This window comes from Epilithonimonas sp. (assembly GCF_056329745.1).
The window spans coordinates 193,365-208,663 of sequence record NZ_JBWEYV010000001.1; the positions used below are offsets into that span (position 1 = coordinate 193,365).

Below are 15,299 nucleotides of genomic sequence, written 5' to 3' on the forward strand. Positions count from 1 at the left end.
TATAATCTGATATTAACAAAAAAAGCCGCATTGGAAAAATGCGGTTTTTAGGTTTATGACTTGTACAATCTAGAATTTTAAGTCGCCATTCACTTCTTTTACGGCTTTGGCAGCTTCGGCAAACTTCAGCTGTTCGTCTGCGGTCAAGGTGATATTGACGATGCTTTCTATACCATCTTTTCCTATAATAGCCGGTACGCCTAGGCAAATATCGCTCTGCCCATATTCGCCATCCAGCATTACAGAGCAAGGGATCATTTTCTTTTGGTCACACAGGATAGCCTGCACCATTACTGACACAGCAGCTCCCGGAGCATACCAAGCCGAAGTCCCCAATAGTTTGGTAAGCGTAGCACCTCCCACTTTGGTTTCTTCTATTACAGAGGCTTTTTGCTCATCATCCAAAAACTCGGAAACTGGCACTCCGTTTCTTGTCGCTTTGCTGTAGAGCGGCAACATCCCGGTATCAGAATGCGCAGCAATCACCATCCCATCTACATCAGAAATGGGACTTCCCAAGGCTTCTGCCAACCTGTATTTGAACCTTGCAGAATCAAGCGCACCGCCCATCCCGATAATCCTTTCTTTTGGAAGACCAGAAGTTTTGTGAACCAAATATGCCATGGTATCCATCGGGTTTGACACCACGATAATAATAACATCTGGGGAATATTTTACCAAGTTTTCTGTCACATCTTTTACGATGCCTGCATTGATTCCAATTAATTCTTCCCTGGTCATCCCTGGTTTTCTTGGGATCCCAGAGGTGATAACTGCCACTTTGGAACCTGCCGTTTTAGAATAATCGCCCGTTGTCCCCGTAATGGTGGTATCAAAGCCATTAAGAGAAGCGGTTTGCATCAGATCCATCGCTTTGCCTTCGGCAAAACCCTCTTTAATATCTACCAATACCACTTCTGATGCAAAATTTTTCATTGCAATATACTCTGCGCAGCTTGCTCCTACGGCGCCGGCTCCTACTACGGTAACTTTCATAATATAATTTTTTTGTTTTGATATAATTCCAGGTTTGCCAATGTGTAAGTTGATAACATTTCACCTTGGCAAAAAACTGTTTGCTAATAATCGTAAATATAATAAAACTTCCTTTGTCTGATATAAAAATAAAATCCAATTTTTATCATATCGCGATGGCTTGATCAATCATTGAGCCTATTTGCATGATTAATGGTCAAATGATGTTATAATAACATTTGTATTATAATTTGGTGCATAATAATTAATTCAGCAATGAAATGTGATTCATATTTTGTAAATTTGCTTGGAAAATTTTTGAATATATGTCAGAAAACAATATAAAATCTATTGCCGTTCTCACTTCCGGAGGAGATGCACCAGGAATGAATGCCGCGCTCCGAGCCGTTGTAAGGACAGCAAACCACTTCGATATTACCTGTTACGGGATTCGCGAAGGTTATAACGGCCTCATTGCCGGTGATGTTACCAAAATGGGCGCAAGGTCTGTAAAAAATATTATCAATCAAGGCGGAACCATTCTAAAATCTGCCAGATCCAAAGAATTCATGACGCCAGAAGGTCGTAAAAAAGCTTACGAACAATGCCAGAAGCTGGGCATTGATGCTTTGGTATGTATTGGCGGAGACGGTAGTTTTACCGGAGCTAAAATATTTAATGAAGAATTTGGTATCAAAGTAATTGGCGTTCCAGGGACTATTGATAACGATATCTTCGGGACAGACAATACGATTGGTTATGACACCGCGCTTAACACCGCGATGGATGCCATAGATAAAATCCGTGATACGGCTACCTCACACAACCGTGTATTTTTTGTAGAAGTGATGGGGCGTGATGCCGGTTTTATTGCACTGAACAGTGGTATTGCGACAGGTGCATTAGACATCCTGATCCCGGAAAGAAAAGACAGCATCCATGATCTTTTTGAAAACTTCCGTACGGCTGAGAAAGTTGGTAAATCTTCCAGCATTGTAGTAGTTGCAGAAGGCGAAGAGCTGGGCAGCATCTATGACATTGCCAAAGCCACAAAAGAAGAGTTCCCAAATTTTGACATCCGTGTTACGATTTTGGGCCATATCCAAAGAGGCGGATCGCCTAGCTGTGCAGACCGTGTGCTGGCAAGCAACCTGGGTTATGGTGCTGTAATTGGCCTTATGGAAGGTAAAAACAAAGTGATGGTAGGTATGCAGGGGAACAAAATCACCTACACGCCTATTGAAGAAGCCATTAAAAAACATAACGAAATCGATAAAAAGCTATTGCATATCGCAGAGATATTGGCAATGTAATCATTCATTAATAATAATTTAAAAACCTAAATTTTTTTAAACAATATGTCAACAATTAAAGTAGGAATTAACGGATTCGGTAGAATAGGACGTTTAGTATTCAGAGCAATGACTGAAAGAGACAACATCGAAGTAGTAGGTATCAATGACCTTATCGATGCAGAGTACATGGCTTATATGCTAAAATACGATTCTGTTCACGGAACATTTAAAGGAGAAGTATCGGTACAGGGTAACAACCTTGTCGTTAACGGAAAAACCATCCGCGTAACAGCTGAGAAAGATCCTAACAACCTAAAATGGAACGAGGTAGGCGCAGAATATATCGTAGAATCTACAGGATTATTCCTTACCAAAGATGCTGCACAAGCCCACATCAATGCTGGTGCTAAGAAAGTAATCCTTTCTGCTCCTTCAAAAGATGATACTCCAATGTTTGTAATGGGTGTCAACCACAAAGAATTGACAGATGATGTAAAAATCTTCTCCAATGCTTCTTGTACAACCAACTGTTTGGCGCCGTTGGCTAAAGTAATCCACGATAACTTCGGTATTGCAGAAGGCCTTATGACAACAGTACACGCTACTACAGCCACTCAAAAAACTGTGGACGGACCGTCTGCAAAAGACTGGAGAGGTGGTAGATCTGCACTTAACAACATTATCCCATCTTCTACAGGTGCTGCAAAAGCAGTAGGGAAAGTAATCCCTTCACTTAACGGTAAATTGACAGGTATGTCTTTCCGAGTACCAACAGCAGACGTTTCTGTTGTAGACCTTACTGTTAGATTGGAGAAACCAACTTCTTATGACGAAATTGCAGCAGCTGTAAAAGCAGCTTCTGAAGGTGAGTTGAAAGGTATACTTGGTTATACTGAAGATGCTGTAGTTTCCCAGGATTTTGTAAGCGATGCAAGAACATCTATCTTTGATAAAGAAGCAGGTATCATGTTGTCTCCAACTTTTGTAAAATTGGTTTCTTGGTATGATAACGAATGGGGTTATTCTAACAAACTAACAGACCTTTTGGTACACTCTTCTTCTTTGTAAGAAAAACTTTTTTAAGTCTTAATAGAACCTTCGGCCAGTCCGGAGGTTTTTTATTTTTTGTATCATTTGTTTTTTGCAACTATTTTTTTCCAATATATTATTAAACAATGTATTATCTATAAAATTTCAAAAAATTAGTAATTGAAAATTAAAATGATTATTTTTGAGAATAATTTTACGATACAATGAGTAACAACGATGATAAGAAAAAAGCACTACAACTGGTGCTTGAAAAACTAGACAAAACATACGGAAAAGGGACAGTTATGACCTTGGGAGAGGATTCTGTAGATACGACTATAGAAGTAATTCCTTCAGGATCGCTTGGGCTGGATCTGGCTTTGGGTGTTGGCGGATATCCAAGAGGAAGGATTATAGAAATCTATGGACCGGAATCCTCAGGTAAAACTACCCTTACACTGCATGCCATTGCCGAAGCCCAAAAAGCAGGTGGTATCGCAGCATTTATTGATGCTGAGCATGCATTCGACAGGAATTATGCCGCTAAACTTGGCATTGACTTGGAAAACCTCATCATTTCCCAACCGGACAACGGTGAGCAGGCTTTGGAGATTGCTGATAACTTGATCAGATCTGGCGCAATTGATATTGTTGTGATTGACTCGGTGGCAGCCCTTACACCAAAAGCCGAGATTGAAGGAGAAATGGGAGATTCCAAAATGGGGCTTCATGCAAGGCTGATGTCACAGGCCTTAAGAAAATTAACCGCAACCATTTCCAGAACCAAATGTACTGTTATCTTTATCAACCAGCTCCGTGAAAAAATCGGTGTAATGTTTGGTAACCCAGAGACGACCACTGGTGGTAATGCGCTTAAATTTTATGCTTCTGTAAGAGTTGACATCAGAAAAGCAAGTGCACCCATCAAAAATGGTGACGAGGCGATTGGTAGCCGCGTGAAGGTGAAGATTGTTAAGAACAAAGTGGCTCCGCCTTTCAAAATGGCAGAATTTGACATCATGTATGGCGAAGGTGTTTCCAAAGTTGGAGAGATCCTGGATACAGCCGTAGATCTTGGCGTAGTGAAGAAGAGTGGATCTTGGTTCAGTTATGAAGACACCAAACTAGGACAAGGACGTGATGCTGTGAAAGATGTTTTGAAAGATAACCCTGAATTATCCGAAGAAATAGAAAATAAGATCAAAGAAGCGATCAATAATAAATAAAAAAATGCTGTGAACTATTTCACAGCATTTTTTTTTATTTAAAGAAATAAGTTAATCCCAGGCTGACCACCTGTTCTGATTTCTTCTTCTGAGTATCGGGATCCATCGTCCATGATTCTACAAGATTAGGATAAGTGTTAGACAATCCTATATCATATTTTAACGCAATCTCTAACTGCCTCTTATAACTATATCCTATCCCTGCACCCAACCCTATATTAAAGGAATTAGCCTTACCATTAAACCCTGGATGAGCAGGGTCTCCATCTGCTGTATAAACTGGACGACTAGGATTTTTGATTTTTTGATCAATTAAGAAATTAAATCGTGGCCCTGCTAATCCAAAAAACTCAGACTCTGCTTCAGAAAAATAAGCTTTGAAATTAAGAGGAACACTAATGTAATTATTAGCATACACAGCATGATCCCATCCTTTAGCTTTCTCATATTTTCTATCGCCGCCTTCCCCAGCCCCAAAGTAGAGCACTTCACCCTGAATATAAAACTGCTCTGCAAGCCCCACAGGAACCTGAGCTGTAACGCCTCCAAGAACCGAAAATCTAGGTCCTGAAGGATTGTGCGCATTTCTTACCCTAGAGTATGTCCCACCTGCTACAACCCCGAAAACAGTAGACCTGAAATCGATCTGAGCCTGAGATAAGAAAGACAACAAAAAAAGAGAACTAAAAAGGATTTTTTTCATATTTGTGTGTTTTTATAATTATGCTAAAACCTGTGCAACTGTCTTACCAATCTCTGCCGGAGAAGCAACTACATGGATGCCGCACTCGCTCATGATAGCCATTTTTGCCTGAGCAGTATCATCTGCACCACCTACAATAGCACCAGCATGTCCCATTGTTCTTCCTTTTGGTGCTGTCTGCCCAGCGATGAAACCTACAACCGGTTTTTTAGAACCTGATGCTTTGTACCATCTTGCAGCTTCAGCTTCCAACTGGCCACCAATCTCACCAATCATTACAACAGCTTCAGTTTCTGGATCGTTGATAAACAATTCCAAAGCTTCTTTTGTTGTGGTCCCGATGATAGGGTCTCCACCAATACCGATAGCAGTAGAAACACCGTAACCAGCTTTCACCACTTGATCAGCAGCTTCGTAAGTTAGAGTCCCTGATTTTGAAACAATCCCTACTTTACCTTTTTTGAAAACGAAACCTGGCATAATACCAATTTTAGCTTCATCGGAAGTGATGATACCTGGACAGTTAGGACCGATTAACCTACAGTCTTTATCGTGGATATAATCTTTTACCTTCACCATATCAGCAACTGGAATTCCTTCAGTAATACATACAATTACTTTGATACCAGCTTCTGCAGCCTCCATCACAGCATCTGCAGCAAACGCTGGCGGAACAAAAATAATACTGACGTTGGCACCTGTTTTTTCAACAGCCTCAGCAACAGAATTAAAAACAGGTTTACCAAGATGCTCGCTGCCACCTTTTCCTGGTGTAACACCGCCTACAACGTTGGTTCCGTAATCGATCATCTGACCTGCGTGAAAAGTACCCTCGTTACCTGTAAAGCCCTGTACGATAACTTTAGAATCTTTGTTTACTAATACTGACATTTTTTATTATAATTTATTGATTTTACAAACTTTTGTTACTCGCAAAAATAACGATAATTATTCATATTTTCCTGCAAACGTTATTTTTTTGAATAATTTAAAATATGATTTACTTCAGATTTTTTAGCTTCACCTCTTTTCTGAGATAATCCCGGAATTCTTCTGCAATGGCTCCAAAATAAGTTCCTTTTTTAAGATCTCTATTAACACCACATTTCGCTAAGAGGACCGTCCCCTTTTCAATCGTTAAACCCGAAGCCATCCCCACCTGTCCCCATATAGTAACCTCGTCCTCTATAGTACAGCAGCCTGCAATCCCCGTTTGGGAGGCTATCAAAACTTTTTTTCCTATAATGGTGTCGTGCCCAATCTGGATTTGGTTATCCAAGATGCTGCCTTCCCCAATAATCGTGGCATCGGTAACGCCGCGGTCTATGGTACATGCGTTGCCAATCTCTACATTATTTTCTATGACAACATGACCTACAGAAATAAGCCTATCAAAATTACCATTCAGTTTTCTGTAATAGAAGGCATCGCCGCCGATGACCGTATTGGCCTGGATGATAACATTATCACCAATTATTGTCCTGTCACCAATCACCACATTCGGAAAGATATGACAGTTTTTTCCAATGGTAACATCATTACCGATTACCACAGAGGGATGAATAAATGTATTATCGCCCACCTGGATGTCATGTAGCTCTTCCCGAAAATTAGAAATCCTGGTAAAATGGGTATTGATTTTATTAAAATCTCTGAACGGATCATCCGAAATCAAAAGAGCCTTACCATCCGGACACGGAACTTCTTTATCAATCAAAATAACTGTTGCTGCAGAGTTGAGCGCCTTATCATAATATTTGGGATGGTTAACAAAAACGATATCGCCGGGACGCACACGGTGGATCTCATTGCTACCCAAAACCTGGAAATGCTCATCTCCTATATATTTTGCATTAATAATCTCTGCAATGGTTTTGAGATTTTGTGGCTGATTAAAAGTCATAAATAGTTATTGAAATTTAAAATAGATATTCAGATACAATCAAGTTTTATTAGTCATAATATCTACTGATTGTTAAAGTTCTATGTGAGAATCTGAGTTAAGGACTTAAAAAAAAAAATGGAAGAATGAAGATCAACTCCAGACTTCCATCTTGATTTATTTTACCCTTTCCAGATAAGAGCCGTCTTCTGTATTTACTTTGATTTTATCGCCAGGTTCTATAAAAAGTGGAACCATCACGCGTGCACCAGTTTCTACGATAGAATTCTTGAGTGCGTTGGTTGCGGTATTCCCTTTTACACCCGGATCTGCTTCTACCACTTCCAGGTATACTGTTGGTGGGATCTCGGCAGAAAGTGGTGTTTCATCAGCTTCCTTCAAGATAATTGTTACCTCTTCGCCCGCTTTCATAAACTGAGAGTTCTCAATCATCTCCTTATTAAGATAGATCTGAGAGAAATCATCATTGTTCATAAAGTGAAAACCATTGTCATCCTCATAAAGATACTGGAATTTTCTTGTAATCACACGCACTTCATCAATCTTGTGACCCGCAGAGAATGTGTTATCCACTACTTTACCATTGGTTACAGATTTTAGCTTGGTTCTTACAAATGCAGGTCCTTTACCCGGTTTCACGTGTAGAAACTCGATTACCTTGTAGATGTCATTGCTGAACTCGATGCAAAGTCCTTTTTTAATATCGTTGCTTGTTGCCATTAGATATAGATAAACTTATTTATTTTTAATTAATTATTCTTTAGAAGAGCCATAGCCTTTTACAATACCACGTGGGGAGTTTTGTACAAAGGTGATTATTTCGTCGCGCTCCATGGTAGGTAGCATCTCTTTTTCGATATATTCTATTGCCTGCGACACATTCATCTTCATCTGGAAGATATAACGGTAAATTTTCTGAATTTCGAAGATCTTATCGTTGGTAAAACCTCGTCTCCTAAGTCCCACAGAATTGATTCCTGCATAAGAAATAGGCTCTCTTGCTACTTTTATATACGGCGGAATATCCTTCCTTATTAGAGAACCACCGGAAATCATGACGTGTTTGCCTATCTTACCAAATTGTTGAACTGCAGAAAGACCACCCATAACTACAAAATCACCAATCTCAACATGTCCCGCAATACCACATCCATTGGCAATAATAACATTGTTACCAATAATACAGTCGTGCGCCACGTGAGATGTAGCCATTATAAGGCAATTATCCCCTACTTTTGTGAAACCCAGTGCCTTGGTACCGCGGTTGATGGTAACACATTCTCTAAGTGTGGTGTTATCACCGATTATAGTTTGAGTATCTTCTCCGTCAAATTTTAGATCCTGAGGAATGGCTGAGATTACGGTGCCCGGGAAAATTTTACAGTTTTTTCCAATCCTTGCACCATCCATAATGGTTACATTAGACCCAATCCAAGTCCCAGATCCTATCACTACGTCAGAGGAAATAGTGGTAAATGGTTCTACAGTGACGTTTTTGCCAATTTTAGCTCTTGGATCTACTGCGGTAAGCTGGTGAATCATAAATTATATTTTGTTTTTAGCAACCTGTGCCATCAGTTCACCTTCTACAACCACGCTGTCTCCTACATAGCCATAGCCTTGCATGTGGACAATTCCTCTTCTTATAGGTTCAATCAATTCTATTTTGAATATCACCTGATCTCCCGGTACTACCTTTTTCTTGAATTTCACATTATCCATTTTCACAAAGTAAGTTGAATAATTCTCAGGATCTGGCACATTAGCTAATACCAGAATTCCACCTACCTGAGCCATGGCTTCTACCTGCAAAACACCTGGCATCACAGGTTCTTTAGGAAAATGGCCCACGAAGAAAGGTTCGTTCATCGAGACATTTTTAAGTCCTACAACATGGGTTTCAGAAAGTTCCAAAATTTTATCGACCAATAGAAACGGCGGCCTGTGCGGTAACAGTTTCATAATTCCGTTGATGTCAAAAACAGGCTCTGCCTTGAGGTCAAAATCAGGAACGTTTTTTCTTTTTTGCAATTTGTATTGTCTATTTAATTTTTTGGCAAACTGGGTGTTTACAAAGTGTCCCGGTTTATTGGCAATTACGCGCCCTTTGATCCTCACACCTACCAGTGCCAAGTCACCAATAACGTCCAGCAGCTTATGTCTGGCAGCTTCGTTGGTAAAATTAAGCGTTAGGTTATCCAAGATACCGTTGGGGCGGATAGATACTTCCTCTTTACCAAAAGCAACCTTTAGTTTTTCGGTAGTTTCAGGCGTCAGTTCTTTGTCCACATAAACAATCGCATTGCTGATGTCACCACCTTTTATAAGGTTAGCATCCAAAAGCTGCTCCAGCTCATGTAAAAAACTGAATGTCCTGGCCGGAGCTATCTCATCTTTAAATTCAGAGATATTTTTCATACTGGCATTTTGGGTACCCAAAACTTTGGTCCCAAAATCCACCATGGTGGTAATCTCATAATCATCTGCAGGAATCACAGTCAGTTCCGAGCCTGTAGAAGGATCAATATAATTCATCACTTCTTTGATGACCAAATATTCTCTTGGTAAATCCTGCTCGGTAACGCCTACTTTTTCTATAGCCTCTACAAAGAATTTTGAAGAACCATCAAGAATAGGTGGTTCTGCGCTGTTCATTTCCAGGATGGCATTATCAATATCCATACCTACAAGTGCTGCTAACAGATGCTCGCATGTGTGAATTTTAACACCCAGTTTTTCCAGCGTGGTACCACGCTCTGTGGTAGTGACGTAGTTAACGTCTGCCTCTACCTGCGGACGGCCTTCTAGGTCTGTTCTTACAAAAACAAATCCTGTATTTTCTTTAGCCGGCTTGATGGTAAGGCTAACTTCTTTTCCTGTATGAAGACCTATTCCCGAAAGGGAAATATCTTCTTTGATGGTTTTCTGTTTATCGCTCATTGTATAAGTTTTGAGGTGGAAGAATGGCTTCTGCTCCCGATACCTTTACTCTGATTTTTTATTTTCTAATTCTTCTATTCTTTTCACAATGTCTGTAAAATGGCGGAAATGCACATAATTCCTTCGGTAGTCGCTGTAGTTGATAGCAGGCGAACCATAGAGCGTCTCACCGTCTTTTGCGGATGAGTTAACTCCACTCTGAGCCTGGATCTTCACCTGATTACCAATTTTGATATGCCCAACGATTCCTACCTGGCCCCCAATCTGGTTCCAGTCGCCAATAATGGTAGAGCCTGCAATACCAGCCTGAGCTGCGATGACATTATTCTCACCAATTTTCACATTATGTGCAATCTGAATTAGGTTATCAATCTTAGTTCCTTTACCAATAATCGTAGAACCAATGGTTGCACGGTCTATGCTGCAGTTGGAACCAATCTCCACATTGTCTTCTATAATGACATTCCCCAATTGAGGGATTTTCTTAAAACCTTCTGCCGTTGGCTGAAAACCAAATCCGTCGCCACCCACCACAGTATTGGAATGGATGATGCAATTATCGCCCACCACACAATAATCGTAGATCCTTGCGCCACTATCTATTTTACAGTTTTTGCCAATCTTAACGCCTTTGCCAATGTAAACATGCGGGTAGATCTGGGTATTTTCGCCTACTTTGGCTTTCTCCGATACATAGGTAAATGCCCCGATGTACACATTCTCACCAACCTCTGCAGTCTCATGGAAGAAAGAACCTTCTTCTATGCCGGTTTTTCTGCCCTGCATCTCCTGATAAAGATTCATCAATACCTGAAAAGACAGGTACGCATCCTCCACAGCAATGATGACAGGTTTATACTCTTTATTATCTTCCAGCAAACTCTCCGAAACAATCAATACGGCGCAATCTGTAGCGTCTACATAAGGCAAAAACCGCTCCTGCCCTACAAAAGACAAGTGTCCGGCCTGGCCATTTTCTATTGGTGACACGCCTGTAATAACAGTACTTCCGTCCCCGATGATTCTTCCGTTAATGAGTCCTGCAATCTGTTCTGCACTAAATTCCATAGTTTGCAAAGATAAATATTTTATTAATTATCCGTTAATTTTTATCATTAACAATTAAATCTCTCTTGGGTAATACAGGATATACTTCTTGGTTGCGGTCTCCATACATCCAAAAAGGATCTGGTTTTCGGATTCTTCCAGCTTCAATGTCTTACCGGATTTTTCAAGCAAACAAATAGGTTGCTTTTCAGTATCATATGGCAGTAAGCTCCTTGAGATCTGACCAACTAATTCCTCACCATTATCTATATTGAAATGATTATTCGTTTGCAAGATTTTTTCTTTAATCAACTCTTCGGAAAAAGGTTTGGACGAAATAATACTTTTCGGAAAATCCCTATAAATTACAACTTTACACAACCTTGCCAATATAAAATCGTCATGGTTTGCCCATTCTTTAATCGCCTGATAGACATCCATATCATCTAACAATGTAAATCGTCTGATATCTTCTTCTGTCGCCTCCTCAAAATGGTTTTTAATCAAAAAATACTTGAGGTTGGAAGGTGCATCCAGAGTAACATTTTGGGATACCAGATACTTGGCTCGATTTAAAATCTGAACCAGGATATGCTCTGCCAAAGCTGCTGTCTTGTGATAGTAAACCTGCCAATACATAAACATCCTTGCGGTCAAATAATTCTCAACCGAATAAATCCCCTTTGCATCAATCACCAGCTCTTCATTACTCACGTTCATCATAGAAATAATCCTTTCCACATTCACGCTGCCTTCTGTAACACCTGTGTAAAAACTGTCACGTTTAAGATAATCCATCCTGTCAACATCTAATTGGGAGGAAATCAATTGGTTAAAAAATGGTCTGTGATATTTTCCTTGGAACATTTCTATTGCCAAATCCAGTTTTCCTTTGAACTCTTTATTAAGTCTGTTCATCAGCAAAATGGAAATTTTCTCATGATGCCAGTCATCCATCAGCATATTTTCCAAAGCGTGGGAAAATGGGCCGTGCCCAATATCGTGGAGCAAAATTGCCAGCATGGCTGCCTTTTCCTCATCTTTTGATATTTTTACGCCTTTCAGTTTCAGCGTTTCCAATACTTTGAACATGAGATTCATGGCGCCAAGGGCATGGTGAAACCTGGTATGTTTGGCACCCGGAAAAATAAGGGACAAAAGCCCTGTTTGGGAAATCCGGCGCAACCTTTGGAAATAGGGATGTTCTATAACATCAAAGAGAATCTCGTGAGGAATTTTTATAAATCCGTGAACCGGATCGTTGATGATTTTCAGTTTGTTTTGCACCTTTAATAGTTGATGATTCATACAAAAATAGGGATTTTTAATTGGTTTTTAAATCAAAAAATTAAGGGTTAAGAATTAATTTATGATATTAAATTTGATTTGTAAATTTGAATTTAAAAAACTTTCTCTATGAACAAAATTAAAAATGTAAGTCAATTTATAGAACAAGTGATAAAAATAACATCAAACCAAGAAAGTTCAGAACAAATTTATTGGTTTAGAGGTGAATCTAATACTGACTATTCATCACCTTTAGTTCCTAATGAGTATAGAGAGATATCTGATACATTAAAAAATATAAAAAATAAGCGTTTTTTCTCAAAAAACATTAAATCTATTGAGGCAAATATTGATGCTGAGTATTTTAGAAAGTCTTTCAAATATTTAAAAGATAATAAAGTGAAAAATAATTTTGCAAATAGGTATTTTTTGAAACAGCATTACGGAATATCTACGAGATTATTAGATTGGACGGAAAACGCATTAATAGCATTGTATTTTGCAATTAGCTCCAATGAAAAAAATGATGGACGTATTTGGATTTTAAATCCATTTGAATTAAATAACATTACATTTCAAAGAATTTTAGGAAGTGAAAAAAATTGCAAAATAATTCCAAGTTTAGATAATAATTTCAAAAAGAAAAATTTATTCAACAAAGAAGGAAAATTTAGGATCACAGAAATCTCTAGACGTTATCTTCTAATGGATTTTTCAAATGATAATACAGAAGACGAAAAATCATATTTTCCTTTAGCAATTTACCCTCCATTCATTGATGATAGAATTCAATCTCAGTCCGGATGTTTTACTATATTTGGAAATGAGATTAATGGATTCTCAGAAATGAATAATTCTAACATTTTAAATAGCATTACAATCGAAAAAGACTGTAAAAAGAATATGTTAAAAGAATTATCCTTATTAGGAGTAAATGAAAACACTATCTATCCAGGTCTAGATGGATTGGGAAAAAGTATAAAAAATAAATATTCTCAAGAATATTTTAATAATTCGGAAGCAATTATTCATTTACTACAAAATCAAGATTATAATTAATCTTTGCATATTTTTAAGAAATAAAATATTCAAGAATTATAATTTTCAAACCAATATCCTCAAACTCTTCGGCAACACTTTGATGTGAATCGGGGATTTGATTTTCTTAAACTCGCCATCAATATGCCAGGTTTTTGTATTGACTTTAAACTCGATTTCGGATACAGGAAGGTAAGTCACATAATCATCGTCTTTCAGACGTTTTGTAAACATCCTGAATGCAAAAAAAGGCGAATAGGTCAAAGGGAATTTCTTAACCAAAACCAAATCTACCAAACCGTCACTTTTGCTCGCCATAGGCGCAATGTAGGCATTGTTCCCAAACTGCCTGGTATTTGCGATATTCAGCATCAGGTATTTGCCGTTGTAGGACCGGTATTCTTCCTGCAGAAACTTGATCTTAATTGGTTTATAATTGAAAAATGTTTTGATGGATACCTTAATATAATTCTTAAAACCACGGTTGGTCTTCTCAAATTCTTTCACCACTTTGCCATCAAACCCCGTTCCTGAAACGTTGATGGAAAAATGTTCATTAACGGTAAAGGTGTCAATCTCACGGGATTTTTGGATTTTTATTTTTTCCAACAAAAGATCCAAATTTTTATTAAAATTGGTTTCATTGGAAAATCCATTTCCGGAACCAGCTGGGAAAACCGCCAGTATTTTTTCTGTATTAATGAGCTTTTGCGCCACGACAGAGATGGTACCATCACCACCAACAGCCACAAACACATCTACATTATCCCAATTCTCATTGATAAAACGATCTGTATCTTCCAGCGATTGAGAAATCAGATAAAGCGGTTGTTCTATCTTCCTGCAAAGGCTGTCCAGAAAAGGCTGGTAGTTTTTTTTAGCAGAAAAAGGGTTGATAATAAATGCAGCTCTCATATGGCCTCAAAAATAAAAAAATACTCTGGGACTTCAGAGTATTTTCTTTGCTAATATTTTTTTTGAAAACTATTTGATATTGAATCTTTTCAAAAACTCAGGTTTCAATTTGTCTTTTATCTCATCAAATTTAAGAGTAATTGGAACCACACCGGCTGCATAAGCTGCCACTTCATATTGGTTATAGACAAATGTAATCTTTTGATTATCGAAGTAAAAGTTATTATTCAAAGGGATTTTATCGACTAACAACATTTCCTTTTGATCTTTGTTCGTGAAATGACTCATCATAATATTACTCCATGCTGGGTCTGCAGGATTTTTGAAGATATCGTCTTGTGTTAAAACTTTATTGGTATTTAAATCAAAAGTTTTGTAGCTCTCCGAATAATAACCATGAGCACCTCCGGTATAGCCACTTGCGGTATATTGTATCGTTAATAGATTATCTTGATTGGAAATCATTTTCATCGCAGAGGTATCGTCCCAAGTCTGTTTGAAAGAAGGTGCAAAGTCCTTCATCCCACTTTTTGTTTTATCAAAACTATCTTTCATGGTTTTTTCCAAGGCAGTTTTTAATCCGTTAGCATCAAAAGACGCTGTTTCTAAGGATGCATTTTTATAGATACTATCCAACACCGTTTTGTTTGTGATACCAGGAAAAACCAGTACTTTTTTATTAAAAGCTGCAGTCAGATTTTTGCTGACAGATACAGAATCATTAACACGAACAGAATCTATTACCAATTCTTTAGCTGCAGATGTACTATCCGCTGTTCCTCCTTTCACGGTTGCCGTAGTCTTTTTTTCGCATGACGCTAATAATAGAGCGACCGCCAAAACACTAACTAAATTTTTCATATACTATGTTTTTATAATTTTAAAATATCTACTGTGATAACAAAAAACCTTCCAAAATATGGAAGGTCTTTATATTTATC

15 protein-coding genes are annotated in these 15,299 nt (G+C 38.4%); 4 read left to right on the top strand and 11 right to left on the bottom strand.

From position 1 onward, the window contains the following. Positions 1–69: 69 nt before the first annotated feature. On the bottom strand, positions 70–996 hold the full coding sequence (locus AC00Y6_RS00845) for a malate dehydrogenase (protein ID WP_474488723.1): 927 nt from the start codon (positions 994–996) through the stop codon (positions 70–72). 305 nt (positions 997–1,301) lie between these two features. Between AC00Y6_RS00845 and pfkA the strand changes: the two genes are divergently transcribed. From pfkA to recA, 3 genes are all read left to right on the top strand, one after another. Continuing rightward, positions 1,302–2,288, top strand: coding sequence for a 6-phosphofructokinase (gene pfkA / locus AC00Y6_RS00850; RefSeq protein WP_474488724.1), 987 nt, complete (start codon positions 1,302–1,304; stop codon positions 2,286–2,288). A 45-nt stretch (positions 2,289–2,333) separates the two neighbouring features. Further along, positions 2,334–3,338 carry a type I glyceraldehyde-3-phosphate dehydrogenase gene (gene gap / locus AC00Y6_RS00855; protein WP_168637405.1) on the top strand — a complete coding sequence of 335 codons (1,005 nt, stop codon included), beginning with the start codon at positions 2,334–2,336 and terminating at the stop codon, positions 3,336–3,338. 185 nt (positions 3,339–3,523) lie between these two features. Then, positions 3,524–4,525, top strand: coding sequence for a recombinase RecA (gene recA / locus AC00Y6_RS00860; RefSeq protein WP_474488725.1), 1,002 nt, complete (start codon positions 3,524–3,526; stop codon positions 4,523–4,525). Between the two features lie 34 nt (positions 4,526–4,559). Here the strand turns inward: recA and AC00Y6_RS00865 are convergent, their stop codons facing one another. The 8 genes from AC00Y6_RS00865 to AC00Y6_RS00900 form a co-directional block, all read right to left on the bottom strand. After that, complete coding sequence (locus AC00Y6_RS00865; RefSeq protein WP_474488726.1) at positions 4,560–5,228, bottom strand: porin family protein; 669 nt, start codon at positions 5,226–5,228, stop codon at positions 4,560–4,562. A gap of 18 nt (positions 5,229–5,246) precedes the next feature. Continuing rightward, positions 5,247–6,119, bottom strand: a complete 873-nt coding sequence (gene sucD, locus AC00Y6_RS00870; RefSeq protein WP_474488727.1) for a succinate--CoA ligase subunit alpha — start codon at positions 6,117–6,119, stop codon at positions 5,247–5,249. Positions 6,120–6,228: 109 nt separating this feature from the next. Then, positions 6,229–7,131 (bottom strand): LpxD N-terminal domain-containing protein, encoded by a 903-nt coding sequence (locus AC00Y6_RS00875; RefSeq protein WP_474488728.1) that lies wholly within the window; start codon positions 7,129–7,131, stop codon positions 6,229–6,231. Between the two features lie 156 nt (positions 7,132–7,287). Next, positions 7,288–7,851 carry an elongation factor P gene (efp, locus tag AC00Y6_RS00880; protein WP_474488729.1) on the bottom strand — a complete coding sequence of 188 codons (564 nt, stop codon included), beginning with the start codon at positions 7,849–7,851 and terminating at the stop codon, positions 7,288–7,290. 33 nt (positions 7,852–7,884) lie between these two features. Next, entirely contained in the window at positions 7,885–8,673 is a 789-nt protein-coding gene (lpxA, locus tag AC00Y6_RS00885; RefSeq protein WP_474488730.1) for an acyl-ACP--UDP-N-acetylglucosamine O-acyltransferase, read from the bottom strand. Between the two features lie 3 nt (positions 8,674–8,676). After that, positions 8,677–10,071 carry a bifunctional UDP-3-O-[3-hydroxymyristoyl] N-acetylglucosamine deacetylase/3-hydroxyacyl-ACP dehydratase gene (locus tag AC00Y6_RS00890; protein ID WP_474488731.1) on the bottom strand — a complete coding sequence of 465 codons (1,395 nt, stop codon included), beginning with the start codon at positions 10,069–10,071 and terminating at the stop codon, positions 8,677–8,679. A 45-nt stretch (positions 10,072–10,116) separates the two neighbouring features. Next, a complete protein-coding gene (gene lpxD, locus AC00Y6_RS00895; protein ID WP_474488732.1) occupies positions 10,117–11,139 on the bottom strand; it encodes a UDP-3-O-(3-hydroxymyristoyl)glucosamine N-acyltransferase in 1,023 nt (340 codons plus the stop codon). A gap of 54 nt (positions 11,140–11,193) precedes the next feature. Then, a complete protein-coding gene (locus tag AC00Y6_RS00900; RefSeq protein WP_474488733.1) occupies positions 11,194–12,426 on the bottom strand; it encodes an HD domain-containing protein in 1,233 nt (410 codons plus the stop codon). A gap of 108 nt (positions 12,427–12,534) precedes the next feature. On the opposite strand from AC00Y6_RS00900, the gene AC00Y6_RS00905 reads away from it, so the two are divergent. Next, positions 12,535–13,464 carry an FRG domain-containing protein gene (locus AC00Y6_RS00905; RefSeq protein WP_474488734.1) on the top strand — a complete coding sequence of 310 codons (930 nt, stop codon included), beginning with the start codon at positions 12,535–12,537 and terminating at the stop codon, positions 13,462–13,464. Positions 13,465–13,509: 45 nt separating this feature from the next. Here AC00Y6_RS00905 and AC00Y6_RS00910 read toward each other — a convergent pair whose 3' ends face one another. Together AC00Y6_RS00910 and AC00Y6_RS00915 are read right to left on the bottom strand one after the other, a co-directional pair. Next, positions 13,510–14,358 carry a diacylglycerol/lipid kinase family protein gene (locus tag AC00Y6_RS00910; RefSeq protein ID WP_474488735.1) on the bottom strand — a complete coding sequence of 283 codons (849 nt, stop codon included), beginning with the start codon at positions 14,356–14,358 and terminating at the stop codon, positions 13,510–13,512. A 69-nt stretch (positions 14,359–14,427) separates the two neighbouring features. Continuing rightward, a complete protein-coding gene (locus AC00Y6_RS00915) occupies positions 14,428–15,219 on the bottom strand; it encodes a DUF3298 and DUF4163 domain-containing protein (RefSeq protein WP_474488736.1) in 792 nt (263 codons plus the stop codon). Positions 15,220–15,299 lie beyond the last annotated feature (80 nt).

Bases quoted from the DNA above. Each gene is read 5' to 3' on its own strand.
- AC00Y6_RS00845 (WP_474488723.1), bottom strand. From the start codon at position 996: ATGAAAGTTACCGTAGTAGGAGCCGGCGCCGTAGGAGCAAGCTGCGCA.
- pfkA (WP_474488724.1), top strand. From the start codon at position 1,302: ATGTCAGAAAACAATATAAAATCTATTGCCGTTCTCACTTCCGGAGGA.
- gap (WP_168637405.1), top strand. From the start codon at position 2,334: ATGTCAACAATTAAAGTAGGAATTAACGGATTCGGTAGAATAGGACGT.
- recA (WP_474488725.1), top strand. From the start codon at position 3,524: ATGAGTAACAACGATGATAAGAAAAAAGCACTACAACTGGTGCTTGAA.
- AC00Y6_RS00865 (WP_474488726.1), bottom strand. From the start codon at position 5,228: ATGAAAAAAATCCTTTTTAGTTCTCTTTTTTTGTTGTCTTTCTTATCT.
- sucD (WP_474488727.1), bottom strand. From the start codon at position 6,119: ATGTCAGTATTAGTAAACAAAGATTCTAAAGTTATCGTACAGGGCTTT.
- AC00Y6_RS00875 (WP_474488728.1), bottom strand. From the start codon at position 7,131: ATGACTTTTAATCAGCCACAAAATCTCAAAACCATTGCAGAGATTATT.
- efp (WP_474488729.1), bottom strand. From the start codon at position 7,851: ATGGCAACAAGCAACGATATTAAAAAAGGACTTTGCATCGAGTTCAGC.
- lpxA (WP_474488730.1), bottom strand. From the start codon at position 8,673: ATGATTCACCAGCTTACCGCAGTAGATCCAAGAGCTAAAATTGGCAAA.
- AC00Y6_RS00890 (WP_474488731.1), bottom strand. From the start codon at position 10,071: ATGAGCGATAAACAGAAAACCATCAAAGAAGATATTTCCCTTTCGGGA.
- lpxD (WP_474488732.1), bottom strand. From the start codon at position 11,139: ATGGAATTTAGTGCAGAACAGATTGCAGGACTCATTAACGGAAGAATC.
- AC00Y6_RS00900 (WP_474488733.1), bottom strand. From the start codon at position 12,426: ATGAATCATCAACTATTAAAGGTGCAAAACAAACTGAAAATCATCAAC.
- AC00Y6_RS00905 (WP_474488734.1), top strand. From the start codon at position 12,535: ATGAACAAAATTAAAAATGTAAGTCAATTTATAGAACAAGTGATAAAA.
- AC00Y6_RS00910 (WP_474488735.1), bottom strand. From the start codon at position 14,358: ATGAGAGCTGCATTTATTATCAACCCTTTTTCTGCTAAAAAAAACTAC.
- AC00Y6_RS00915 (WP_474488736.1), bottom strand. From the start codon at position 15,219: ATGAAAAATTTAGTTAGTGTTTTGGCGGTCGCTCTATTATTAGCGTCA.